Origin of the sequence: Devosia subaequoris, from assembly GCF_014197055.1 — a bacterium.
In the GTDB taxonomy this organism is placed as follows: domain Bacteria; phylum Pseudomonadota; class Alphaproteobacteria; order Rhizobiales; family Devosiaceae; genus Devosia; species Devosia subaequoris.
Genome location: NZ_JACIEW010000001.1, coordinates 856,474 through 876,311, shown reverse-complemented (window position 1 = coordinate 876,311; position 19,838 = coordinate 856,474). Strand labels below are relative to the sequence as shown.

Here is a 19,838-nt window from a genome sequence, read left to right as displayed (position 1 = left end):
CGTCACCCTTTGATACCGCCCGCGGTCAGCCCGCCGACGAGTTGATTGCGAAACAGCAGGAACAGCACGACGGTCGGCGCCGCGATGACGACGCCGCCAGCCATCACCACACCCCAACTGAACGAGTAGGGGTCGAACAGGGTCTGCAGGGCCAGCGGCAGCGTTTTCACCTCGGCGCTGGTAATCAGCGCCAGGGCCAGCAGGAACTCTCCCCAGGACAAGACGAAGGCAAAGGTCCCTACGGCGATCACCGCCGGTCGGATCAGCGGCAGGGTAATTCGGACCATGGCGCCGAGCTGCGACGATCCGTCGATGACAGCGGCTTCTTCAAGCTCGCGCGGCACCGCATCGATATAGCCCTTGAGCATCCAGACCGCGATGGGGAGGCCCAAGGCCAGATGCGTGAAGGTCAGCGCTGTCAGCGTGTTGGCCAGGCCGAGCGAACGGATGATGACGACCAGGGGCACCAGCACGGCGACCGCCGGCAGCATCTGCGTGGCCAGGATCAGAAAGCCGATAAAGTCGCGCCCACGATAGGTGAAGCGGCTGAGCGAATAGGCGGCGGGAACCGCTATGAGTACAGTGCAGACGGCTACCAGAGTGCCCACAATCAGGCTGTTGCGCAGGGCAACAAGAAAGTCACCACGCGAAAAGATCTCCGCAAAATGATCGAAGGTGATCTGCATGGGGATCAGGCTGCGGGACATGATGTCGGCATCGGGCCGGATCGAGGCAATAAACACCCAGATGATGGGCAGCAGCACCAGTCCCAGCAGGAAGATGGTCAAGAGATCGAGGAGCGCATTGCGCAGGCGCGAGTTGCCGCGGTTCACGGGCGTCTCCCCAATTTCAGGGTCAGGAAGGACGCTGCAGCCAGGATCACCAGCATGACCACGCTGATGGCGGCTGCGTAGGCCGGCCTGAGGTCGGTAAACACCGCTTTGAACATGGTAATGCCAAGGATGGTAGTCGCGTCCTGCGGACCGCCGCGCGCCATGATCCAGGGCAGGTCAAAACTGTAAAAGGCGAGGATGCCCAGCACCAGGCCAATGATCAGCATGGTGTTCTGGATCGAAGGCAGGGTGATGCTGACAAAGCGCTGCCAGGGGCCGGCGCCATCGATCGCCGCTGCCTCATAGAGTTCGTCGGGGATCGATTTGAGCGCAGCCAGGAGCGCCAGCACCATGAACGGCATGCCTTTCCAGCCCGAGATGAAAGTGATGACAGCTAATGCCAGGTTCGGATCATTGAGAATGGAGCTGTTCCCGGCAATGCCGAAGAACTGCAGCAGAGTGTGCAGCGCCCCGACTTCACTGTCGAGCAGGAAGCGCCAGCCATAGCCTAGCACGATAAAGGGCATCACCCAGGGCAGGAGGATTAGCGCCGAGGCCATGCGCGCAATGGCCGTGTCGCGGTTGAGCAGCAGAGCAAGGGGTAGCGCCAGGCCGATCTCCACCGCCACGGTTCCCAGGGTCCAGACCCAGGTGCGCCAGAAAGCTCGCCACAAGGCACTATCGGCCAGCAGAGCCTCAAAATTGACCAGCCCGCCCCACACCGGTTGCGGGTTGCGCAGCAGATACCAGTCCTGAAACGACAGCCAGAGTGCGTAGAGCAGGGGGAGCACGGCGATACCGAGCGCCACCAGAATGGCGGGGGCGACCAACGCATAGGGCAGGGCGATCTTGCCGAACGGCCGAGGCGCGTGCACGAGTGCGGATGTGGACATGAACCGGTCTTGGACAAAGGAGAAAAAGCCCCGGACGGCGGGAGGTCAAAGCCGCCCGGGGAGTGCTCTTAGCGAGCGAGGACTGTATTGATGTCGGAGCACAGATCGCTGGCCGCCTGATCAATGTCCTTCTGGCCAAGAGCAACGGCCTGCACCGCCTTCTGGATGGTGTCCACTTCGAGCTGACCCATCTGCGCAATGGCTTCGCTCGGATACTGATAGGGCCGCGCATCCTGCAACTGCTCGACAAAGAGCGGGTAGGGAAATTCGGTCCAGGGCTCGCCCTGCGCCAGCGAAATACTGCCCGGGATGAAGCCACCAGCCACGGCCAGTTCCTTGAACGCCTCGCCATGGGTGGCGAACATGATGAACTGCCCGGCCGCTTCCTTGGCATCGGACGCATCCCACATCACCAGCGGCCAGCCGCCAAGGAACCCGGATCGATTGGCGGGACCGGCGGGCACCTTGGTAATATCCACCTGATCGAGCCATTCGGGTTGCTCGGTGACCAGGTCCCGATAAAGGCTCGGGTGCATGAGGATCATGGCATAGCGGCCATCGAGAAAGCCGCGCTGGAAGGTGTTGCCGTCCATGCTGGCCGCATCGGGATGGGTCGAGCCGTCCAGGGCGATGCCCGTATAGACAGCCAGGGCATCCTTGAATTCAGGCGAGTCAAAGCCGCAGGTGCCGTCCTCGGCCAGCATGCGGGCGCCATATCCGAGATAGGCGCTCATGAAATTGTGGATGGTGAAATAGTCGAGGCTGGTGGACAGGCCAATGCCGTACGTGCCGTCCGGCGTCCCCTCGGTCAGCGTCTTGGCCGTGGCGCGCAATTCCTCCCACGTCTCGGGTGGTGCGTTCGGATCGAGCCCTGCCTGCTCGAACAGGTCCTTGCGATAGTACAGGGCACGGGTTTCTACCGCGATGGGTGAAGCCCACCACTGACCGCCCAAATTGTAATAGCCTTTGTCGCCCGGCCAGATATCGGCGGCAACGTCGGTGCCATGCTCGGCGTCATAGGCGGCAAATGCGTCGTCGAGCGGCGCCAAGGCACCAATGGCCTGGAACTGCGCCACCACATTATTGCCCAGCATCGACACATCGGGGAGGCCGCCGGTGGTCAATGCGGTGACCAGTCTTTGCTGCTGCTCGGACCAGGGCACAATCTCCATGACCACATCGATGCCGTCATGGCTGGCCTCAAAGGCCTCGATGATCCCTTCCCAGGCCGCAATGTCATTGGGATTGGTAGAGAACTGCCAGAACGTCACCGTCTGCCCAAAAGCCGGCGCGCTGACCAATGTGGTTGCGAGCGCTGTCGCCGCTAGCAAGATATGCCGCATGAATTACCTCCCTGTGAACTCGTCCGTAACGAGTGGCGCGATGTCCCGATTGGCGCGTGTGTCATCGTTGACATGGCAGATTGCTAACACGCCATTAATAGGTGTGTCAAACTGTCTCACCCTATGGTGCTGGACCTGTCGAATCTCGGATCACCAAGCTTGTTTTGAGAACGATTTCATCGGGCACTTCGCGACCTTCGATGGCGGCGAGGGCCATGTCGAACCCGTGTCGCCCCAAGTCGGCCATGGGCTGGGCAACAGTGGTTAATTCGGGTGCCAGATAGGCCGCTATCGTGTCATCGAACCCGACCACGGAGACGTCTTGCGGCACCCGCTTGCCCATACGGTAGAGCGATTGCAGAACACCGGTGGCCAGAATATCGCATGTGGCAAAGATCGCCGTCGGTGGTTCGGACAGGGCCATCAGCGCGTTGGCGTGCTGTTGCCCCTCCGTGCCAGATATCTCCGCATCGAGGTCGTAATAGGTGCCGAGCCGCACATGGTCGGGCATTGGTTTCAGCCCATGAGCGGCCATGCCATCGCGATAGGCAGCGAGCCGGTCGTCTTCGACCGATCGTTGGCGGGCAAGATCGCGTGGGTAGATTGTCGGATCCCCGCCGACAAAAGCAATGCGCCGGTGCCCGAGCGCCACCAGATGGTCGACGGCCGCGCGCGCTCCGACATAATTGTCGACCCGAACGGAGCGGGCCGTTTCGGTCAGTGAACGTTCGATCTCAATGGCAGGAATGCCCGCTTCCACCAGAATCTCGGCATTTTCCGGGCTGGCCGTGGTGCAGAAAAGCACCGCATCGACACGTTGGGCAATGAAGGTCTCGATACCATGGCGCTCGTGGCTGGCGCTGCCGCCATGATTGAAAATCACCACGCGATAGCCGGCGGCAATGGCGGCCGCTTCCACGGCGTGGGCCACGCCGACAAACAGAGGATTGACGGTAATGGCCGTCAGCATCAGACCGATCGTGTAGGTGTGCTGTGTGCGCAATCCGCGCGCCACCACATTGGGGCGATAATTGGTGGCCGCAACAGCCGCGAGCACCTTCTGGCGCGCATCGTCTGAAATATAGCCCTGCTGCTTGAGCACGCGATTGACCGTGGCGGTGGATACGCCAGCCAGCCGGGCGACTTCCAGTAGCGTTGCGGCTTTGCTGATCAATGAAGTTCCCTGTCCTCGTAGATCTCGCGCGTGTCGGGGACGGCCGCGTACACCGCCTAGCACGTTTGGCTTCGATTTTTCCGATTTCCCCCAAGTCGGGCCAAGAATGCAGCCAATGCGCGCACAATGGAACCGCATTTTTGCATTTTTGGACGGGTACCGCACAGCGCATCCCGCAAAGGGCCGCAGCCAGTCTGCCAACGGACATTGCTGGCTCCTACGGGCAGTTGAAGATGCAGATTAGTGCCGAAAAACAATGCTTTGGACCGCACAGGCTGTGCCGTCGCCAGGATGGTTAAGGCGCCAAAAATTTGGTCTTTACATATAATAGTACTTTATATAGCGTCCATTTACCGCCTGATGCGAACACGCCGGGCGGCATTTGGGAGGACTTCATTGTGAACATCATAACCAAGCTTGCCCTCGCGGCAGGCTTCGCTACCGCTTTGTCTTCGGGCGCCCTGGCGCAGGACGTTTCCGGTAAGGTCATCGGCTTTTCGCAGATCGGTTCTGAATCCGGCTGGCGCGCCGCCGAGACGTCCGTCACCCGCCAACAGGCGGAAGAACGCGGTGTCGACCTCAAATTTGCCGATGCGCAGCAGAAGCAGGAAAACCAGATCAAGGCCATTCGCGGCTTTATCGCCCAGGGCGTTGACGCCATCCTGGTGGCGCCAGTGGTTGCAACCGGCTGGGAAGACGTGCTGAGCGAAGCCCAGGAAGCCGAAATTCCCGTGGTGCTCCTCGACCGTGGCATTGACGCCCCTGAAGATCTCTATCTGACCTCGGTCGCCTCCGATCAGGTGCATGAGGGCCGCGTGGCCGGTCAGTGGCTGGTCGATGAAGTGGCTGGTGAAGACTGCAATGTCGTTGAGCTTCAGGGCACGGTGGGTTCGAGCCCGGCCATCAATCGCAAGCAGGGCTTTGAAGAGGCCATTGCCGACGCGTCCAACATCACCATTGCCCAGAGCCAGACTGGCGACTTCACCCGCTCCAAGGGCAAGGAAGTGATGGAAGCCTTCCTCAAATCGTCCAATGGTGGCGCCGACATCTGTGCGGTCTATGCCCACAATGACGATATGGCCGTGGGTGCCATCCAGGCCATCAAGGACGCCGGCCTTGCGCCCGGCGAGGATATCCTGGTCGTTTCCATCGACGCAGTGCCCGATATCTTCACCGCCATTGCGGCGGGCGAGGCCAATGCCACGGTCGAGTTGACCCCCAATATGGCCGGTCCGGCCTTTGATGCGCTGGGCGCCTACTGGTCCGATGGCACCATGCCCGAGAAGTTCATCATCACCGAGTCCAAGCTCTATACCGCTGCAGATGACCCTCAGGGCGAATATGAGCGCCGCAAGGATCTCGGCTACTAAGGAACTCGGTACTACGTCCTTGCCACCCGGCCCAATCTCGAGGCGGGCCGGGTGGCCAACATGGCAATGACCCCAGGTGCGGTCATGACGCCAGTCAGAGATTAGTGCAGACTGCCCACAGGCAGGGGAGGGCACATGCCTGATGAGCAATACGCGCTCGAAGCGCGCGGCATCGTCAAGATTTTCGGCAATCACGTGGCGCTCGATGCGGTGGATTTCGGCCTGCGGGCCGGCGAGGTTCACGCGCTTCTGGGCGAGAACGGCGCCGGAAAATCAACCCTCATTAAAATTCTGACCGGGGCCTACCAACCCGACGGGGGTAAGGTGCTTGCCGACGGCGTGCCGGTGCATCTGGACAATCCACAGCAGGCCCAGACCCATGGCATCGGTACCGTCTATCAGGAGGTCAATCTGCTGCCCAACCGCTCGGTGGCGGAAAACCTCTTCCTTGGGCATCAGCCCACGCGCTTCGGCCTGGTTGACCGCCGGAAGATGGAGCGGGAATCTCGCGATATTCTCAAGCGCTACGGTCTTGAAATAGACCCATCGAGCGAACTGGGCGCCTATTCGGTTGCGGTACAGCAGATCGTGGCCATCGCCCGCGCTGTCGAACTCTCGGGCAAGGTGCTGATCCTAGACGAGCCAACGGCCAGCCTTGATCGCAATGAAGTCGAGCGCCTGTTTGAGATTATCCGCGACCTCAAGGCGCGCGGGCTCGCTATTGTCTTTATTACCCACTTCCTCGATCAGGTCTTTGCCGTCGCCGACCGGGTGACCATCTTGCGCAACGGCAAGCTGATCGAGACCCGGTCGCTGGACGCTATGAGCCGCACCGACGTGGTGCGCCTGATGCTTGGCAAGGATGTCGCCTTTTCCGGTGCCACCGGCGTCGAGGATGCGCGCCCCATGGGCGATGTCTTGCTCGACTTTTCCCAATATGGCCGCAAACGCAGCGTGCATCCGTTCAACCTCACCATTCACAAGGGCGAGGTCATCGGCGTTGCGGGCCTTCTCGGCTCCGGCCGTACGGAAATGGCCCGTATCATGTTTGGCGCCGATGCTGCGGATGAAGGTGAAGTTGCCATTGCAGGCACAAGGACCACCATTGCCCGCCCTACCGATGCCATCCGGCATGGCTTTGGCTTCTGCCCCGAGGACCGCAAGGCCGAAGGCATCTTCGGTGAATTGTCGGTCCGCGAAAACATCGTCATCGCGCTGCAGGGCAAGCTGGGCTGGTTCAGCGCGCTCAATCGCGACGAGCAGATGGAGATTGCCGGCCGGTTCGGCGAGTCCATGGATATTCGCGCCGCGTCGCTCGATATGCCCATCAAGCTGCTCTCGGGTGGCAATCAGCAAAAGGTCATCCTCTCGCGCTGGCTCGCCACCGATCCGGCCTTTCTCATTCTGGACGAACCGACCCGTGGCATCGACGTCGGGGCCCATGCGGAGATTGTCCGCACGATCAATCGGCTGCGAGACGAGGGAATGGCCCTTGTGGTCATTTCTTCCGAACTCGACGAGGTCGTCGCCTATTCCACCCGCATCGTTGTGATGCGGGATCGCGAAATGGTCGCCGAACTCAACGGCGAGCATATCAACCCCGGCGTCATCGTGCAGGCGATCGCCAATCACCGCGACGAGGAACTCGCATGACGCGGCGCATATTGTCTCGCCTCGCCAATCCGCAATTGCTGGCTCTGGTCGGCGTGTTGTTGATTAACTGGTTGCTGTTTCCCAATTTTTTTCGCATAACTTGGCAGGACGGTCGGCTGTTTGGCAGCCTGATCGATGTGCTCAACAGGGGCGCGCCGGTGGCCATTCTGGCCATTGGCATGGTGGGTGTCATCGCCACTAAGGGTGTCGACCTTTCGGTCGGCGCGGTGATGGCCATGGCGGGCGCGGTGGCCGCGACATTGGTGGTGGCCGGTTATCCAGCACCCGTCGCTGTTGCCGCCGCGCTCGCGGTTGGCCTGGCCTGTGGCCTCTGGAACGGCTTTCTCGTCGCTTTCCTCGACATTCAGCCCATTGTTGCAACCCTGGTGCTCATGGTGGCCGGGCGCGGCATCGCCCAGCTGATCACCGAAGGCTTCATCGTTACCTTTACCGACCCCGTGCTGATTTTCATCGGCACTGGCTCCTTCCTCGGATTTCCGATGGCGGCGGTCATTGCCCTGGCCCTTTTGGTGCTGGTGACGTTGCTGGTGCGCAAGACCGCCCTGGGACTCTTTATCGAGGCAGTTGGTGTCAACCGGGCAGCCGCAAGCCTGGCTGGCATTCGCAGCCGCATGCTGCTGCTCTATGTCTATGGCTTGTCCGGCGTTTGCGCAGCCATCGCCGGTATCATCGTGGCCGGCGACATTCGCGGCGCTGACGCCAATAATGCCGGCCTCTGGCTGGAACTGGATGCCATTCTGGCTGTGGTCATTGGCGGCACCTCGCTGCTGGGGGGGCGTTTTTCGGTCCCTCTAGCGGTGCTGGGCGCCCTCATCATCCAGGCCATGAATACCGGCATCCTGGTCTCCGGCTTCCCGCCCGAGTTCAACCTGATCGTCAAGGCCGCGCTGATCTTTCTTGTTCTCATCATCCAGTCGCCTTTGGCGAGCCGCATCATGCCAATGCGTATGCCTGTCCGGGAGGCCAGTAAATGAGCCGCAGCCTTCGTCCGCTGGTCGCCACGGCCGTCATCTTTGCCATCGCCTATGCTTTGGCAGTCATGCAATTTCCCTCCATGTTCTCCACGCGGGTGCTGGGCAACTTCCTGACCGACAATGCCTTTCTCGGTATTACCGCGGTGGGCATGACCTTCGTCATCATCTCGGGCGGTATCGACCTTTCGGTCGGCGCGGTCATCGGTTTTACCGGTGTGCTGGTCGCGGTGTTGATCGCCTGGGCCGGGTGGCATCCGCTGGCGGCCTTTGCCCTGGCGCTCGCCATCGCTGCCAGCTTCGGTGCCGTCATGGGCCTTGCAGTCCACTACCTGCAGGTGCCGGCTTTCATTGTCACCTTGGCAGGCATGTTCCTGGCCCGTGGCGGCGCCTCTGTCATCACGCAGGACTCCGTGCCGGTGAACCATGATTTTTACGACTGGATTTCCGATCTCATCATTCGCCTGCCGGGCGGAGGGCGATTGAGCTTCATCGGCTTGCTAATGGTCGCGGTCTTCATCGTGGGGGCGCTGGTTGCTCACCGCACGCGCTTCGGCTCCTATGTTTATGCCTTGGGCGGCAATCCGGTTTCGGCCTCTTTGATGGGCGTTCCGGTGGCCCGGACCACTATCGGCGTTTACATGGTATCGTCGACGCTCGCTGCATTGGCGGGAATCGTCTTCTCGCTCTATACTTCTGCCGGCTACCCGCTGGCCGCCGTGGGCGTTGAGCTCGACGCGATCAGTGCGGTGGTGATCGGCGGCACCTTGCTGACCGGTGGCTACGGCTTCGTGCTTGGCACCTTTATCGGGGTCATGCTGCTGGGGCTGGTACAGACCTACATCATCTTCGACGGATCCCTGTCGAGTTGGTGGACCAAGATTGTAATCGGGGCCTTGCTGTTCCTGTTCATCGTGCTGCAGCGGCTTATTTTTGCTGCCTCGGCGCAGGGAGAGAAAGCATCCTGAATGTATGGCTGGCAGAGGGCGGGGCGGAGTGATCGCCTCGCCGGGCGTGTTCGAAAGCTCTCACCATGATCGAGACCGGCGGTTTGATCCGCTCGCTTTCCGGACGCCGCGCCGCACGGAATTTTCACACCTTCGTCATCAACGAAATCGGCCGTTCCATCGTCACCGGGGAGTTCCCGATCGGTTCGGTTTTGGCCAGCGATGCGGTGATGATGGAGACCTACGGCGTCTCCCGCACCGTGCTGCGCGAGGCGCTAAAGACCCTTGAGGCCAAGGGCCTCGTCGAAGCCAGGCCCAAGGTGGGCACGCGCGTTTCGCCGCGCAGCCGCTGGAATTTCTTCGATCCGCAGGTCTTGGCTTGGCACTTCGATGCGCCACCCGATCCTGAGTTCCACCAAAGCCTGTTTCGATCCCGCGCCGCGCTGGAAGCGCCCATGATCGCGCTGGCCGCCCAGCAACGCACCTCCGAACAGGTGCGCCTGCTTAAGTATTGGTGCCACCAGATGGAAACGGCAGGGGAATCGATCGAGCAATTCGGTCTGTCCTGCCTCGAGGTCCATGGCGTGCTGGCCGAAACCAGCCGCGATCCATTGCTGCGCTCGGTGATCGGTGTTGTCGAACTCACACTGGCGCTGGCCTTGACCCGTGAAGGTGCCCTCGGCGGTGCGGACTATCGGGCGGCCTCGGCGCGTCAGTTTCAGGCACTGATCGCCGCGATCGAACAGGGCGATGCCGAGCAGGCTGCGGGCCTGTTCGAAAGCATTCGGGCGCTGGATCGCGCCCAAGTGCTGGCCTGAGGCTGGGCTGCTGGCGTGAAGCAGGGCTTTGGCTCAGTCCGCTTCCTGCCCGCATAGCACAATATCGGTCCCGGCCGCCTGGAGAGCCACGGACGCCAGACCATCGTCAGGCAATTGGTCGGTATAAAACCGGGTGATGCGGCCGAACGAGGCCACGCGCACGGACGCGTCGCGCGTCCATTTGCTCATGTCGGCGGCCAGATACTGTGCCCGCGAATTGGCAATCAGCGTGGTCGTCGTCTGGGCCTCGGCATAGCTGAAATCCAGAATGCCTTTTTCCGGGTCGAGCGCGCCGGCGCCAACGACGGCATGGGTGGCGTAGAATTTCTCGAAAAACGTCAGCGAGTCTGAACCCACCACGTCCCGGTCATTGTGGCGCAGCAGCCCCGGGGTCATATGCACCTCAACCTGCGGCGCATTGCAAAGGGCGAGCGCCACATCGATATTGTTGGTGACCACGCGCAGGTCATCCCGGTTCCGCAGCGCTTCGGCCACGAACTGCACCGTGCTTCCAATACCCATGAACACGGTCGAGCCCGGCTCGATATGATCAGCGATACGGCGCGCAATGCGTTGCTTGGCGCCACTGTTGAGTGTCGATCGAGCTTTGATTGAGATGTTGCGCACGGTGACGGGCGCGTCCACACCACCATGGAATCGTCGCGCATAGCCCAGGTCGCACAAGGCATTGATGTCGCGCCGCACGGTCTGGGTTGTCACTGCATATCGCGCCGCCAACTGCTCGATATACTGGGCGCCATCGGCCTCGATCAGGGCCAGGATGTCGCGTTGCCGATCCGACAGCGTGTCTTGCCCCATCATTTCCGTTTACCCCAGAAAGAGTTTGGGATCGTCGGTAATGACACCGGTGAGCCCCGCATCCCAGAACGACACCAGCTGCACCGGGTCATTGCAGGTCCAGGCCCTGACCTTGATGCCGCGCTTGTCCGTCTCTTCGAGCATGCCGATGGAGAGTGCCTTGTAGTGCATGTGAATGGTGGTTGCCGGGATGGCCGCGAGTTGCCCGGCCCAGTCCTCCGGCGGACGGCCCCAGAGCATCGCCATTTCCAGTTCGGGCTCGAGCGCGTGCATCGCCCGGAGGGCTTCGGGGTCGAAACTCGAGATCATGATCTCGGTGCTGCCCGAGCGTTTCGCGATATCGGTCTGCACGGCCCCGACGAGCTGGTCGAGCGATTTGTGGTGCTTGTGCTGCTTGATTTCGACATTGGCGCTCAGGCCCAGCTCGCCCAACGCGGCAATGGTCTCTGCCAGCGTCGGAATCCGTTCATCCTGAAAGTCCTGGCCGAACCAGCTCCCCGCATCGAGTGCCGCTATTTCGCTTTGCGTGAGCTCGCCCAGCGACCCGCTACCCGCGCTGGTGCGGTCAACGCTATCGTCGTGAATGACGATCAACTGGCCGTCCGCGCTCAGGGCCACGTCCAACTCCACCCATTTCGCACCCGCCTCGGCGGCCGCGCGAAAGGCCGCCATGGTGTTCTCCGGCGCAATGGCGGAGGCGCCGCGATGCGCCTGGACTTCATGTGGGGCGGGGCCGGGGAGCGCAGAAGGTGACATGGAAGGGTCCTTGGTAATCTGAACACGCCCATAGGCCGATTTTGCTACAGATTTGCGACAAATGGACGGAGTTGCGACCCGGGGGCGCTCAAATGAACATGCGCAGCGTTCGCGCTAGTGCATTGCGAAACGGTCACAATGCCCGGGAGTTTGCACATTCTTCATTGCCCGACTTTAGATTGGTGGGTAGTTTGTCGGCCACGGGCGTATCGGCTTGGGACGGCGTTGCGAATTGTTCAGTTTGGCGTAGTGCGGTCATGGCAACCCGAAGCTCAAAAGCATCGAACCTGAAGGGTGCTCATTGATGAGACCCGGCAAGGGAGCAGTTCTGGGCTTGGCCTGTGCGTTGGTCCTGCTGCCGACTGCGACAGTTGCGCCTTCGCTCGCCCAGGGCCTGTTGCCCGACGATTTCTTTTCCGCGCCAATCGACCCATCCGCACCAACCGCCGTCGAGGCTGAAGAGCTCGTCTTCGATTCCGTGCGCAACGAGATAACCGCTCGAGGGGACGTGGTGCTGCGCGTCAGCGGCTATACCCTTTCCGGTGATCGCCTGGTCTATCGCCGGGCCGATGGAGAAATGGAGCTTATCGGCAACGTCCTGGTGATCGACCCGGCAGGCAACACCTCAAAAAGCGACCGCCTTGACCTGACCGAAGGCCTCAAGCGCGTTGTGCTGGACAGCATGACCCTGACCGGGCGCGACGGTTCGCGTGTGACCGCCGACGATGCCGAGTTCGATCAGGTGCTCAACTCGATCCTGACCAATGCGCAATACGCCCCTTGTGGCGATTGCGTCGGTCCATCCGGCCAACGCATTGGCTGGTCGATCAGCGCGGCCAGGATCGTGCAGAACGCCGACGATAATTCCATCACGCTGGAACAGCCCAGCCTGGCCCTGCTGGGCGTGCCCGTGGCCTGGCTGCCCTTTCTCTGGTTGCCGGATCTGAGCAATGACGCCCTAGCGACGATTCCCAAGCCCAGCCTGGGCTATAGCGAAAAAACCGGGGTCAAGGTCGAAGTGCCTTTCACGGTTTATTCGACCCGTAACACCAATGTCATCCTCTCGCCGACCCTTTTAAGTCGCCAAGGCTTCCTGATGGGCGCCGAATGGATCCAGCGCTTCGATCTCGGCTCGTTCAGCATCAAGGCCTCCGGCCTCTACCAGTTCGACAAGACGGCCTTCACCTTTGCCGATGCCAAGACAGATTGGCGTGGCGCCATTCAGGCGGCCGGCGAATTCAGGCCGGTGGAAGATTGGACGATTGGCGCGGCTTATTCAGTCTTTACCGATAGTGCCTATTTTGCCGACTACATGCTCGATCCGCGCCGCTCGGCGGTCAATGAGGTCTATGCCACCCATCTGAGCGACGACACCTATATCGACGCCCGCATTCAGCAGTTCAACATGTTGGGCGAAAACCCGGACTCTGTTCGTGACCAGCAGGGCATCGCGCTCCCCAATATACGGGTCGAGCGTAGTTTCGCCTTGCCTCCGGGGGGCGGTCGGGTCGAGGTGGAAGCGCGATTGCTCGGCATTACGCGCAAGCTGGATTACACCACAACGGTCAATGCTATCCCCTACGACTATGGCTATGCGGGCAACCGGGTGCACGGCATGGCACAGGCCAGTTGGCAGAACCAGTGGACTGCCGGTGGTGCCGTGGTGACGCCATTCGTCGGCCTGCGCCTGGACGCGGCCGGCTATGATGGCGGCAGCGCCCTTGCAACGGCCCCGGCTGCACAGACGCTTCTCGGCGCAACGCCGATCGCAGCGCTCGATATTCGTTACCCCATGGCTGCCTATGGCAATGGCGTGACCCATCTGGTCGAGCCGATTGCCCAGATTGTCTATCGCGGCGCCTCCAGTATTGCACCGGGCATCACCAACGAAGATTCCCAGAGCCTGATCTTCGATGACACCAACCTATTCAGCTACAATCGCTTTTCCGGCATCGACCGGCAGGAAACCGGGCTGCGGGTCAATCTGGGTGGGCGCTATCTCGCCAGCCTGATGGACGGCAGCTATGTCGAGCTGGTCGGCGGACAGTCTTTCCAGCTGGCGGGCACCAATGCCTTCGCCTTGGGCAATCCGCAGCAGGTGGGCGTCGGTTCGGGCCTGGAAAATGCCTCGTCCTATGCTGTCGTCGGCGCCTATGGAGCCCTGGCCAATACCCTGAAGGTTGGCGGCAAACTGCAGGTCGATACGACGACCCTGGATATCGCGCGCGCAGGTCTGGGTGTCAGTTACGGGCAGGACGGATGGTCCGGCGCCCTGAATTATCGCTATGCTGCGGCCACCCCCATGACCGGCAATATCAAGAACATGCACGAAGTTGGCGTCGAAGCGAGCGTTCCGGTCGCCGAATATTGGAGTGCCAGCGGCAACGCCTACTGGGATTTGAGCGCCAACAGCTTTCTGCAAGTGGGCGGCGGCCTGACCTATAATGACGGCTATCTGGTTATTTCGGGCGACGTCACGCGCACAGGGCCTTCGCATAGTTCGCCCAATGATCTGCGCGCCACGGCCACCTTCCGCCTGCTCGCCCCGGCGGGCTTTGACGTCGGCTATTCCGGCGCCGTGCCGGTCGGCAATCTGCTGCAATAGGGAAGGGGAGCCATGAAACGTCGCATCTTTGGATCCGCCCTTGCCTTAGCCATCTTGGCCGTGACCCTGGCCGGCTGCACCAGCCTTGCACCGGTCTATGGCGATCCTTCATCCGGTCGTGACATGAGCACGGTCCGGTTCAACTTTGCCTCACCCGACGACCATCTCGAGCAGATTATCCTCAATCGCCTCAAGGTTGCGTTTCCGGGGCCTGCATTGCCGAGCGACCCGGTCTTGGACATTGCCGCCAGCACCAGCACTCCGCAAGGTTCGATGTCCAATGCCTACGCCGTGGCGCGACCGGTCAATGTGCGGGTCGAGGCTACTGTGACGATCGAGGATGGCGAAAAAATCCTGTTTGAAGCGACACGCTTCACGGACACCGCGTACCAGGGCGGCAAGCTCACGCCGACCGATATTGCGTCATCAAGTGGTGCCCGGGAGACGGCGGCGAGAAGTACGGCCGAGGCTTTGAGGGCGGCGATACTGGCCGGATATCACCGCTAGTCCGACGGGGCGTGAAGCTCCGGCATATTGGACAACGGGCCCATTCCGGAGAAATGCCCCACAGTTCCGCTAGGCAAATCGGCTGTTGAACCTTACCAGATCCGCGTAGAGCGCCCGGAAATGTTCGTGCCGCTCTGTGTAACGCGCAGCCCGCTCTGCGTCCGGCGTGAACTGCTTGTCGAACCGCACAAGCTCACGGACCGCTGTCACCAACGACCCGAAGGCACCACTGCCCAATCCCGCAATGATGGCCGCGCCCAAAGCCGCCGCGGCCGACTGTTCTGCCCGGCGTAGTGGCACGCCCAGAACATCGGCCCGGATTTGGCACCAGAGGTCCGACCGCGCGCCACCGCCGCCAATATTGACGAGGCATGGTTTGAGATCAGCCGATTTCTCCAGTGCCTCGAATGCCCAACGCACAGAATGGGCCACGCCCTCCATCACCGATATGGTCATTTCTCCTGGCCCCACGCCAGCATCGAGTCGCGCGAACACCCCACGCGACTGCGCGTCCCAGATGGGCGCTCGTTCGCCGGCCAGATGGGGCAGGAAAATCGGCACGCTGGCGGCCGGCGCCACCGCTTCGGCGAGGCCAAACAGGTCCTCCGGCGTTCGGCCCAGGAGGTTGGACAGCCAGGTGATCGAGGCGCCGCCCGATTGCGTGGGCGCGGCATGCATGCTGATACCCTGATAGGGCGGAAACAGCACAACACCCTGCGTGGGCACGACCTTGGAGGAGATGATGCCGGGCACTTCGCTGGTCCCCGATTGATACATGACATCATTCTCTGCCACGACCCCGCAGCCGAACATGCCGGCCCAGGCGTCCATGGCGCCGACCATCACCGGCACGTCCGCGCAGGGCAAGCCGGCCCGGACGCGACCAGGGCTATGATGGAAGTCGAATAAGGGCGGCAATCTTTCCCTGGCGCCGGGCACGAGGTCGAGCAGGGGAGCGACATAGGCCCCCGCTTTATCAACCAGCCCAATTGCGGCGACCGGGTCACCGGCGATCTCCCCGGTCAATTGCAGGGCAATGAAATCCTTGGGCAGCAGCACATGTCGTGTCGCGTCCCAGATTTCAGGTTCAGTCCGGGCAATGAAGGCCATGCGGGAGAGCGCATGGCTGGCATCGATCGGCACTGGTCCCCCGAACCACTGGGTTTTCTGCGCCACCGTGATCTGACGGTCCAGCCGGGCCGCATCGTGAGCCGCGCGCGTATCCTGCCAGGTCAAAGCCGGCCGCAGCGGCGCGCCGTCCTGGCCGACAAACACATGCGTATTGACTTGAGACGTCAGCCCGATCCCGGCCAGGCCATTGAGATCGGTCACATCGGCAAAATGCTGCAAGGCAGCCCATACGCTCTTTATCCAGATGGAGGGGTCCTGTTCGGCTTTTCCATTGCCGGAGCGGTCCATGCCATGCGGCCGGCTGAATTCGGCCAGGCTCCGTCCCGTCCCGTCGATGAGGACCGCCTTGGTCGATGTCGTGCCCACATCAATGCCGATCAGCTTCAAACTCACAGTGTACTCCCTCGCATTAGCCCTTGCTGATCAGCCGGGGCGCCATATAGTGCCTTGAAGCAAAAGGAAAACAACCGTCGGCGAGTGATTTGCCACGGAAGATCTTGAGGAGGGCTCCCCTTGCACATCATTTCGAAGTCGGCCGTAGCTGGCCTTGCGCTTGCTGCCGCAACCTTGTCTGCCGGCGCTGTCCATGCCCAGGCCAGGGTCGCCATCGTCACCCCTTATATGGCGCAGCCGGGCACCCAGTTTTACGTAGAGGCCTTCCAAGAGGTGGCAGGTGAACAAGGCTGGGACGTCAATGTCATCGATACGGCGGGCGATGTCGCTGCTGTCATCAGCCGCATCGAGGACGTGGTCATCCAGAATGTCGACGCCATTGTCATCAATGTCGATCCCACCCAGGTCACCGCCGGTCTGCAGGCAGCCGACGATGCCGGTATCCCCGTTTTCGGTATGGATGCCGGCTCCGATCCGCTGCTTGTGACCAATGTGACCTCCAATGGCTATGCCATGGCTGCCGAGACCGCTACCTATGTCGCCGACCGCATCAATGGTCAGGGCAATGTCGTGATGTTCGTCTTTGACGCGTTCCCGCCCGTGCAGGTGCGTGGTGTCGTAGCCGATGCGGTCTTTGGGAACCACCCCGACATCAATGTGCTCGACCGCGTCACGCCCGATGTGAGTGACGGTGGTATCGCCGATAGCCGCGCCAAGATGGAAGCCATTCTGGCCGCCAACCCGGAGCCGGGCAGCATTGCCGCTGTCTGGGCGGCCTGGGATCAGCCCGCACTGGGCGCCCTGCAGGCCATCGAAGCGGCCGGGCGCGAGGGTGAGGGCATCGTGATCACCGGTATCGATGCCAACCCCCAGGCTCGCGAGGCCATTGGCGCGGGTGGCAATTTCGAAGCCTCGGTGGCCCAGGACTTCGCCGGCATTGGTGCTGCCACGGCCGACGCGGTTGCCCGCGTGCTTGAGGGCGAGGATTTGCGCCAATCGGTGATCTATGTGCCCACCCAACTGGTCACTGCTGCCAACGCCGACCAGTAGTAGGTGACTGCCTCGTGCTGACAATATCAGGGGAGGGGCCCGCGATGGCCCCTTTCTCACCCCTTCTTTCCGCCAGGTCGATCACCAAGGCCTATGCAGGCACGCCTGTCCTCAAGGGTGTCGACCTGGTTATCGCGCCCGGCGAGATTCACGCCCTGATGGGCGAAAACGGCGCCGGAAAGTCCACGCTTATAAAGATCCTGGCTGGCGTTACCGCCCCCGATAGCGCGGAGATTGCCGTCGACGGCCGCCCCGTCAGCATCGAGAATACCAAAGCCGCCTATCGCCTGGGCCTGCGCTTCATTCATCAGGAATTCAATGTCGTCCCCACCCTGTCCGTGGCGGAAAACATCTTCATGGGGCGACTTTATCCGCGCCGCGCGGGACTGTTTGTCGACTGGTCTGCGCTCAATGCTGCTGCGGCCAAGGCCCTCACCCGCCTCGGCATCGACCACATAGACCCACGGCTGAGTCTTGGCCAACTCAGCCTGGGCGATCAGATGCTGGTGCGCATTTCCGCGGCCTTGCTCGATGATGCGCGTCTGTATGTCATGGACGAGCCTACGGCTGCGCTCACCCGAGAGGAGAGCGAGCGGCTGTTTCGGGTTCTGCGCGAAATTCGCGCCAGCGGCCGTTCCGTGCTTTACGTCTCGCACCGGCTCGATGAGATCATGGCGCTGTGCGATCGCGCCACAGTGCTGCGCGACGGGCGCGCGATCGATAGTGGGCGCATGGCCGAAATCACCCATGACGATCTGGTTGCCATGATGATCGGTCGCAAAGTCGAAGAGGCCTATCCGCCGGCCAGGTCGAACCCGCGTGCCGAGATTGTCCTTTCGGTCAGCGATCTTGCCGCCTCCGGCATCGGCCCCATTGACCTAGAAATCGCAGCAGGCGAGATCCTGGGCATTGCCGGCCTTTCCGGTGCTGGCCAGGCCGAATTGGTGAAGACCATCTTTGGTGACATGCGCCCCACGGCCGGTTCCATGACCTTGCTGGGCGCGCCCTATCGCCCAGGCAGTCCCGCGGCTGCCTGGGCAAGGGGCGTTGCCTATGTACCGCGTGAGCGGCGTGCGCAGGGCTTGGTCATGCGTCGTCCGGTTTTTGAAAACATTACTCTGGCTCATCTGCATCGGCAGAGCCTGGGTGGGGTGTGGCTGACCCCCGGCCGTGAACGGGCCTTCGCCCGGAACACCGGGCAGACCATGCGGCTTAAATCTGCCGGACCAGGCCAGCCTGTGTTCGAATTGAGCGGCGGTAACCAGCAGAAAGTAGTACTGGGTCGGGCCGTCGCCGGCGCTCCGAAACTTCTCATCCTAGAAGAGCCGACCAGGGGCGTTGATATCGGCGCCCGCTTTGACATCTATTCGATCCTGCGTGATCTGGCAGCCCAAGGCACCGCAATCCTGCTTGTTTCCTCCGACCTGCCTGAGCTTTTGGGCATGAGCGACCGCATCGCCATCCTGCGCGACGGCCGGCTCGATGCGCCCATCCCGGCCGCCGGTCTGGGCGAGGACGATCTTATCAATCTCTGCTATGGCCGCTCCGCCGGCCGGAAAACGACCTGACCATGCAGCTATTTATCCGCCGCTACGGCACCCTGATCGGTTTCGTCGCCATTCTGGTCTTTTTCTCTGCCATGCTGCCGGGCACTTTCCCCACAGCTCGGAACTGGCTCAACATTACCCAGCAGGTTTCCATGCTCATGGTGGTGGCCGCAGGCATGACCATTGTGATGGTGATGGGCGATTTCGACCTCAGCGTCGGCTCCACCGCCAGCCTTGCCGGTATCGTCGCCGCCTTGATGATGGCCGCCGGTCAACCCTTGTGGTTGTCCCTTGGCGTGGCCCTGCTCGCAGGGCTTTTGGGCGGGGTGTTCAATGGGGCGATGGTATCGCTGGTCGGGATATTGCCGTTCATAGCGACCCTTGCCACCATGACGATGTTTTCCGGCTTCGCCTTCGTCATCAGCGGCGGCAAAACCATTTCTGGGCGCGCTATCCCCGAGGAGTTCGGCAGCTTTGCCCGCGGCGGGGTTTCGCTGGGCGAATGGGGCGGGGTGGCGGTCAGCCTGCCCAATCTGTCCATCCTCGCGATCCTGGTGGTGCTGGCAATCTGGGTCCTGCTTGAACAGACCACATTCGGCCGACGTCTCTATGCCATTGGCGGCAATATGGAGGCGGCGCATCTGAGCGGGATCGCCGTCAAGCGACTGCGCCTGATTGCCTTTTCTTTGACCGGTCTGGCGGCTGCAGCTGGTGGTCTGATGTACGCCAGCCGCGTGGCCTCGGCCAATCCTGTCCAGGGCAGCGGGCTTATGCTCAACGCTATTGCCGCGGTGTTCCTGGGCACCACCATGTCCCGTCATGGCGAACCCAGGATTATTGCTACCGTCATCGGCGTACTGGTTCTGGGGGTTCTTGATAACGGCCTCACCCAGATGAGTGTCGACAGCTATGTGCGCCAGGTTCTGGTCGGTGGCCTGATCCTGGTAGCGGTCGCGGCCAGTTCGGTGTCTCAGGCCAGACGGTAGAGGCCGGGCCCCTTGCCCCAC

At 61.7% G+C, this 19,838-nt stretch carries 17 protein-coding genes; 10 read left to right on the top strand and 7 right to left on the bottom strand.

Annotated features, from left to right (window positions below; genetic code table 11):
* Window positions 1-2: 2 nt before the first annotated feature.
* From GGR20_RS04120 to GGR20_RS04105, 4 genes are all read right to left on the bottom strand, one after another.
* Window positions 3-833 carry an ABC transporter permease subunit gene (locus tag GGR20_RS04120; RefSeq protein WP_183309921.1) on the bottom strand — a complete coding sequence of 277 codons (831 nt, stop codon included), beginning with the start codon at window positions 831-833 and terminating at the stop codon, window positions 3-5.
* Window positions 830-1,726 carry a carbohydrate ABC transporter permease gene (locus tag GGR20_RS04115; protein WP_183309920.1) on the bottom strand — a complete coding sequence of 299 codons (897 nt, stop codon included), beginning with the start codon at window positions 1,724-1,726 and terminating at the stop codon, window positions 830-832. The genes GGR20_RS04120 and GGR20_RS04115 overlap by 4 nt, the downstream gene beginning before the upstream one ends.
* 68 nt (window positions 1,727-1,794) lie before the next feature.
* Complete coding sequence (locus GGR20_RS04110; RefSeq protein ID WP_183309919.1) at window positions 1,795-3,069, bottom strand: ABC transporter substrate-binding protein; 1,275 nt, start codon at window positions 3,067-3,069, stop codon at window positions 1,795-1,797.
* 121 nt (window positions 3,070-3,190) lie between these two features.
* Window positions 3,191-4,243 (bottom strand): LacI family DNA-binding transcriptional regulator, encoded by a 1,053-nt coding sequence (locus GGR20_RS04105; protein ID WP_183309918.1) that lies wholly within the window; start codon window positions 4,241-4,243, stop codon window positions 3,191-3,193.
* 398 nt (window positions 4,244-4,641) lie between these two features.
* Between GGR20_RS04105 and ytfQ the strand changes: the two genes are divergently transcribed.
* The 5 genes from ytfQ to GGR20_RS04080 all read left to right on the top strand — a co-directional run bounded on the left by ytfQ (window position 4,642) and on the right by GGR20_RS04080 (window position 10,023).
* Complete coding sequence (gene ytfQ, locus GGR20_RS04100; protein ID WP_338084705.1) at window positions 4,642-5,613, top strand: galactofuranose ABC transporter, galactofuranose-binding protein YtfQ; 972 nt, start codon at window positions 4,642-4,644, stop codon at window positions 5,611-5,613.
* Between the two features lie 135 nt (window positions 5,614-5,748).
* Window positions 5,749-7,266, top strand: coding sequence for a sugar ABC transporter ATP-binding protein (locus tag GGR20_RS04095; protein WP_183309917.1), 1,518 nt, complete (start codon window positions 5,749-5,751; stop codon window positions 7,264-7,266).
* Window positions 7,263-8,261 (top strand): ABC transporter permease, encoded by a 999-nt coding sequence (locus GGR20_RS04090; protein ID WP_183309916.1) that lies wholly within the window; start codon window positions 7,263-7,265, stop codon window positions 8,259-8,261. The genes GGR20_RS04095 and GGR20_RS04090 overlap by 4 nt, the downstream gene beginning before the upstream one ends.
* Window positions 8,258-9,226, top strand: a complete 969-nt coding sequence (gene yjfF, locus GGR20_RS04085) for a galactofuranose ABC transporter, permease protein YjfF (RefSeq protein WP_183309915.1) — start codon at window positions 8,258-8,260, stop codon at window positions 9,224-9,226. Before GGR20_RS04090 ends, yjfF begins: the two co-directional genes overlap by 4 nt.
* A 65-nt stretch (window positions 9,227-9,291) precedes the next feature.
* Window positions 9,292-10,023 (top strand): FadR/GntR family transcriptional regulator, encoded by a 732-nt coding sequence (locus GGR20_RS04080; protein ID WP_183309914.1) that lies wholly within the window; start codon window positions 9,292-9,294, stop codon window positions 10,021-10,023.
* A gap of 33 nt (window positions 10,024-10,056) precedes the next feature.
* Here GGR20_RS04080 and GGR20_RS04075 read toward each other — a convergent pair whose 3' ends face one another.
* Together GGR20_RS04075 and GGR20_RS04070 are read right to left on the bottom strand one after the other, a co-directional pair.
* A complete protein-coding gene (locus GGR20_RS04075) occupies window positions 10,057-10,842 on the bottom strand; it encodes a DeoR/GlpR family DNA-binding transcription regulator (RefSeq protein ID WP_183310071.1) in 786 nt (261 codons plus the stop codon).
* A gap of 9 nt (window positions 10,843-10,851) precedes the next feature.
* Entirely contained in the window at window positions 10,852-11,598 is a 747-nt protein-coding gene (locus GGR20_RS04070; protein WP_183309913.1) for a glycerophosphodiester phosphodiesterase family protein, read from the bottom strand.
* 304 nt (window positions 11,599-11,902) lie between these two features.
* On the opposite strand from GGR20_RS04070, the gene GGR20_RS04065 reads away from it, so the two are divergent.
* On the top strand, window positions 11,903-14,203 hold the full coding sequence (locus GGR20_RS04065; RefSeq protein ID WP_183309912.1) for an LPS-assembly protein LptD: 2,301 nt from the start codon (window positions 11,903-11,905) through the stop codon (window positions 14,201-14,203).
* A gap of 12 nt (window positions 14,204-14,215) precedes the next feature.
* A complete protein-coding gene (locus tag GGR20_RS04060; RefSeq protein ID WP_183309911.1) occupies window positions 14,216-14,710 on the top strand; it encodes an LPS-assembly lipoprotein LptE in 495 nt (164 codons plus the stop codon).
* A gap of 69 nt (window positions 14,711-14,779) precedes the next feature.
* Here the strand turns inward: GGR20_RS04060 and GGR20_RS04055 are convergent, their stop codons facing one another.
* Window positions 14,780-16,234, bottom strand: coding sequence for an FGGY-family carbohydrate kinase (locus GGR20_RS04055; protein ID WP_183309910.1), 1,455 nt, complete (start codon window positions 16,232-16,234; stop codon window positions 14,780-14,782).
* 120 nt (window positions 16,235-16,354) lie between these two features.
* Here GGR20_RS04055 and GGR20_RS04050 point away from each other — a divergent pair, with 120 nt between their 5' ends.
* The 3 genes from GGR20_RS04050 to GGR20_RS04040 are packed head-to-tail and all read left to right on the top strand — an operon-like array spanning window position 16,355 to window position 19,817.
* Window positions 16,355-17,284 (top strand): substrate-binding domain-containing protein, encoded by a 930-nt coding sequence (locus tag GGR20_RS04050; RefSeq protein WP_183309909.1) that lies wholly within the window; start codon window positions 16,355-16,357, stop codon window positions 17,282-17,284.
* A 44-nt stretch (window positions 17,285-17,328) separates the two neighbouring features.
* On the top strand, window positions 17,329-18,852 hold the full coding sequence (locus GGR20_RS04045; protein ID WP_183309908.1) for a sugar ABC transporter ATP-binding protein: 1,524 nt from the start codon (window positions 17,329-17,331) through the stop codon (window positions 18,850-18,852).
* 2 nt (window positions 18,853-18,854) lie between these two features.
* The gene (locus tag GGR20_RS04040) at window positions 18,855-19,817 is read left to right on the top strand and encodes an ABC transporter permease (RefSeq protein WP_183309907.1); all 963 of its coding nucleotides are present in this window, start codon (window positions 18,855-18,857) and stop codon (window positions 19,815-19,817) included.
* Window positions 19,818-19,838: the final 21 nt, after the last annotated feature.

Bases quoted from the DNA above. Each gene is read 5' to 3' on its own strand.
- GGR20_RS04080 (WP_183309914.1), top strand. From the start codon at position 9,292: ATGATCGAGACCGGCGGTTTGATCCGCTCGCTTTCCGGACGCCGCGCC.
- GGR20_RS04045 (WP_183309908.1), top strand. From the start codon at position 17,329: ATGGCCCCTTTCTCACCCCTTCTTTCCGCCAGGTCGATCACCAAGGCC.
- GGR20_RS04040 (WP_183309907.1), top strand. From the start codon at position 18,855: ATGCAGCTATTTATCCGCCGCTACGGCACCCTGATCGGTTTCGTCGCC.
- GGR20_RS04110 (WP_183309919.1), bottom strand. From the start codon at position 3,069: ATGCGGCATATCTTGCTAGCGGCGACAGCGCTCGCAACCACATTGGTC.
- GGR20_RS04075 (WP_183310071.1), bottom strand. From the start codon at position 10,842: ATGGGGCAAGACACGCTGTCGGATCGGCAACGCGACATCCTGGCCCTG.
- GGR20_RS04070 (WP_183309913.1), bottom strand. From the start codon at position 11,598: ATGTCACCTTCTGCGCTCCCCGGCCCCGCCCCACATGAAGTCCAGGCG.
- GGR20_RS04115 (WP_183309920.1), bottom strand. From the start codon at position 1,726: ATGTCCACATCCGCACTCGTGCACGCGCCTCGGCCGTTCGGCAAGATC.
- GGR20_RS04065 (WP_183309912.1), top strand. From the start codon at position 11,903: ATGAGACCCGGCAAGGGAGCAGTTCTGGGCTTGGCCTGTGCGTTGGTC.
- GGR20_RS04060 (WP_183309911.1), top strand. From the start codon at position 14,216: ATGAAACGTCGCATCTTTGGATCCGCCCTTGCCTTAGCCATCTTGGCC.
- yjfF (WP_183309915.1), top strand. From the start codon at position 8,258: ATGAGCCGCAGCCTTCGTCCGCTGGTCGCCACGGCCGTCATCTTTGCC.
- GGR20_RS04095 (WP_183309917.1), top strand. From the start codon at position 5,749: ATGCCTGATGAGCAATACGCGCTCGAAGCGCGCGGCATCGTCAAGATT.
- GGR20_RS04090 (WP_183309916.1), top strand. From the start codon at position 7,263: ATGACGCGGCGCATATTGTCTCGCCTCGCCAATCCGCAATTGCTGGCT.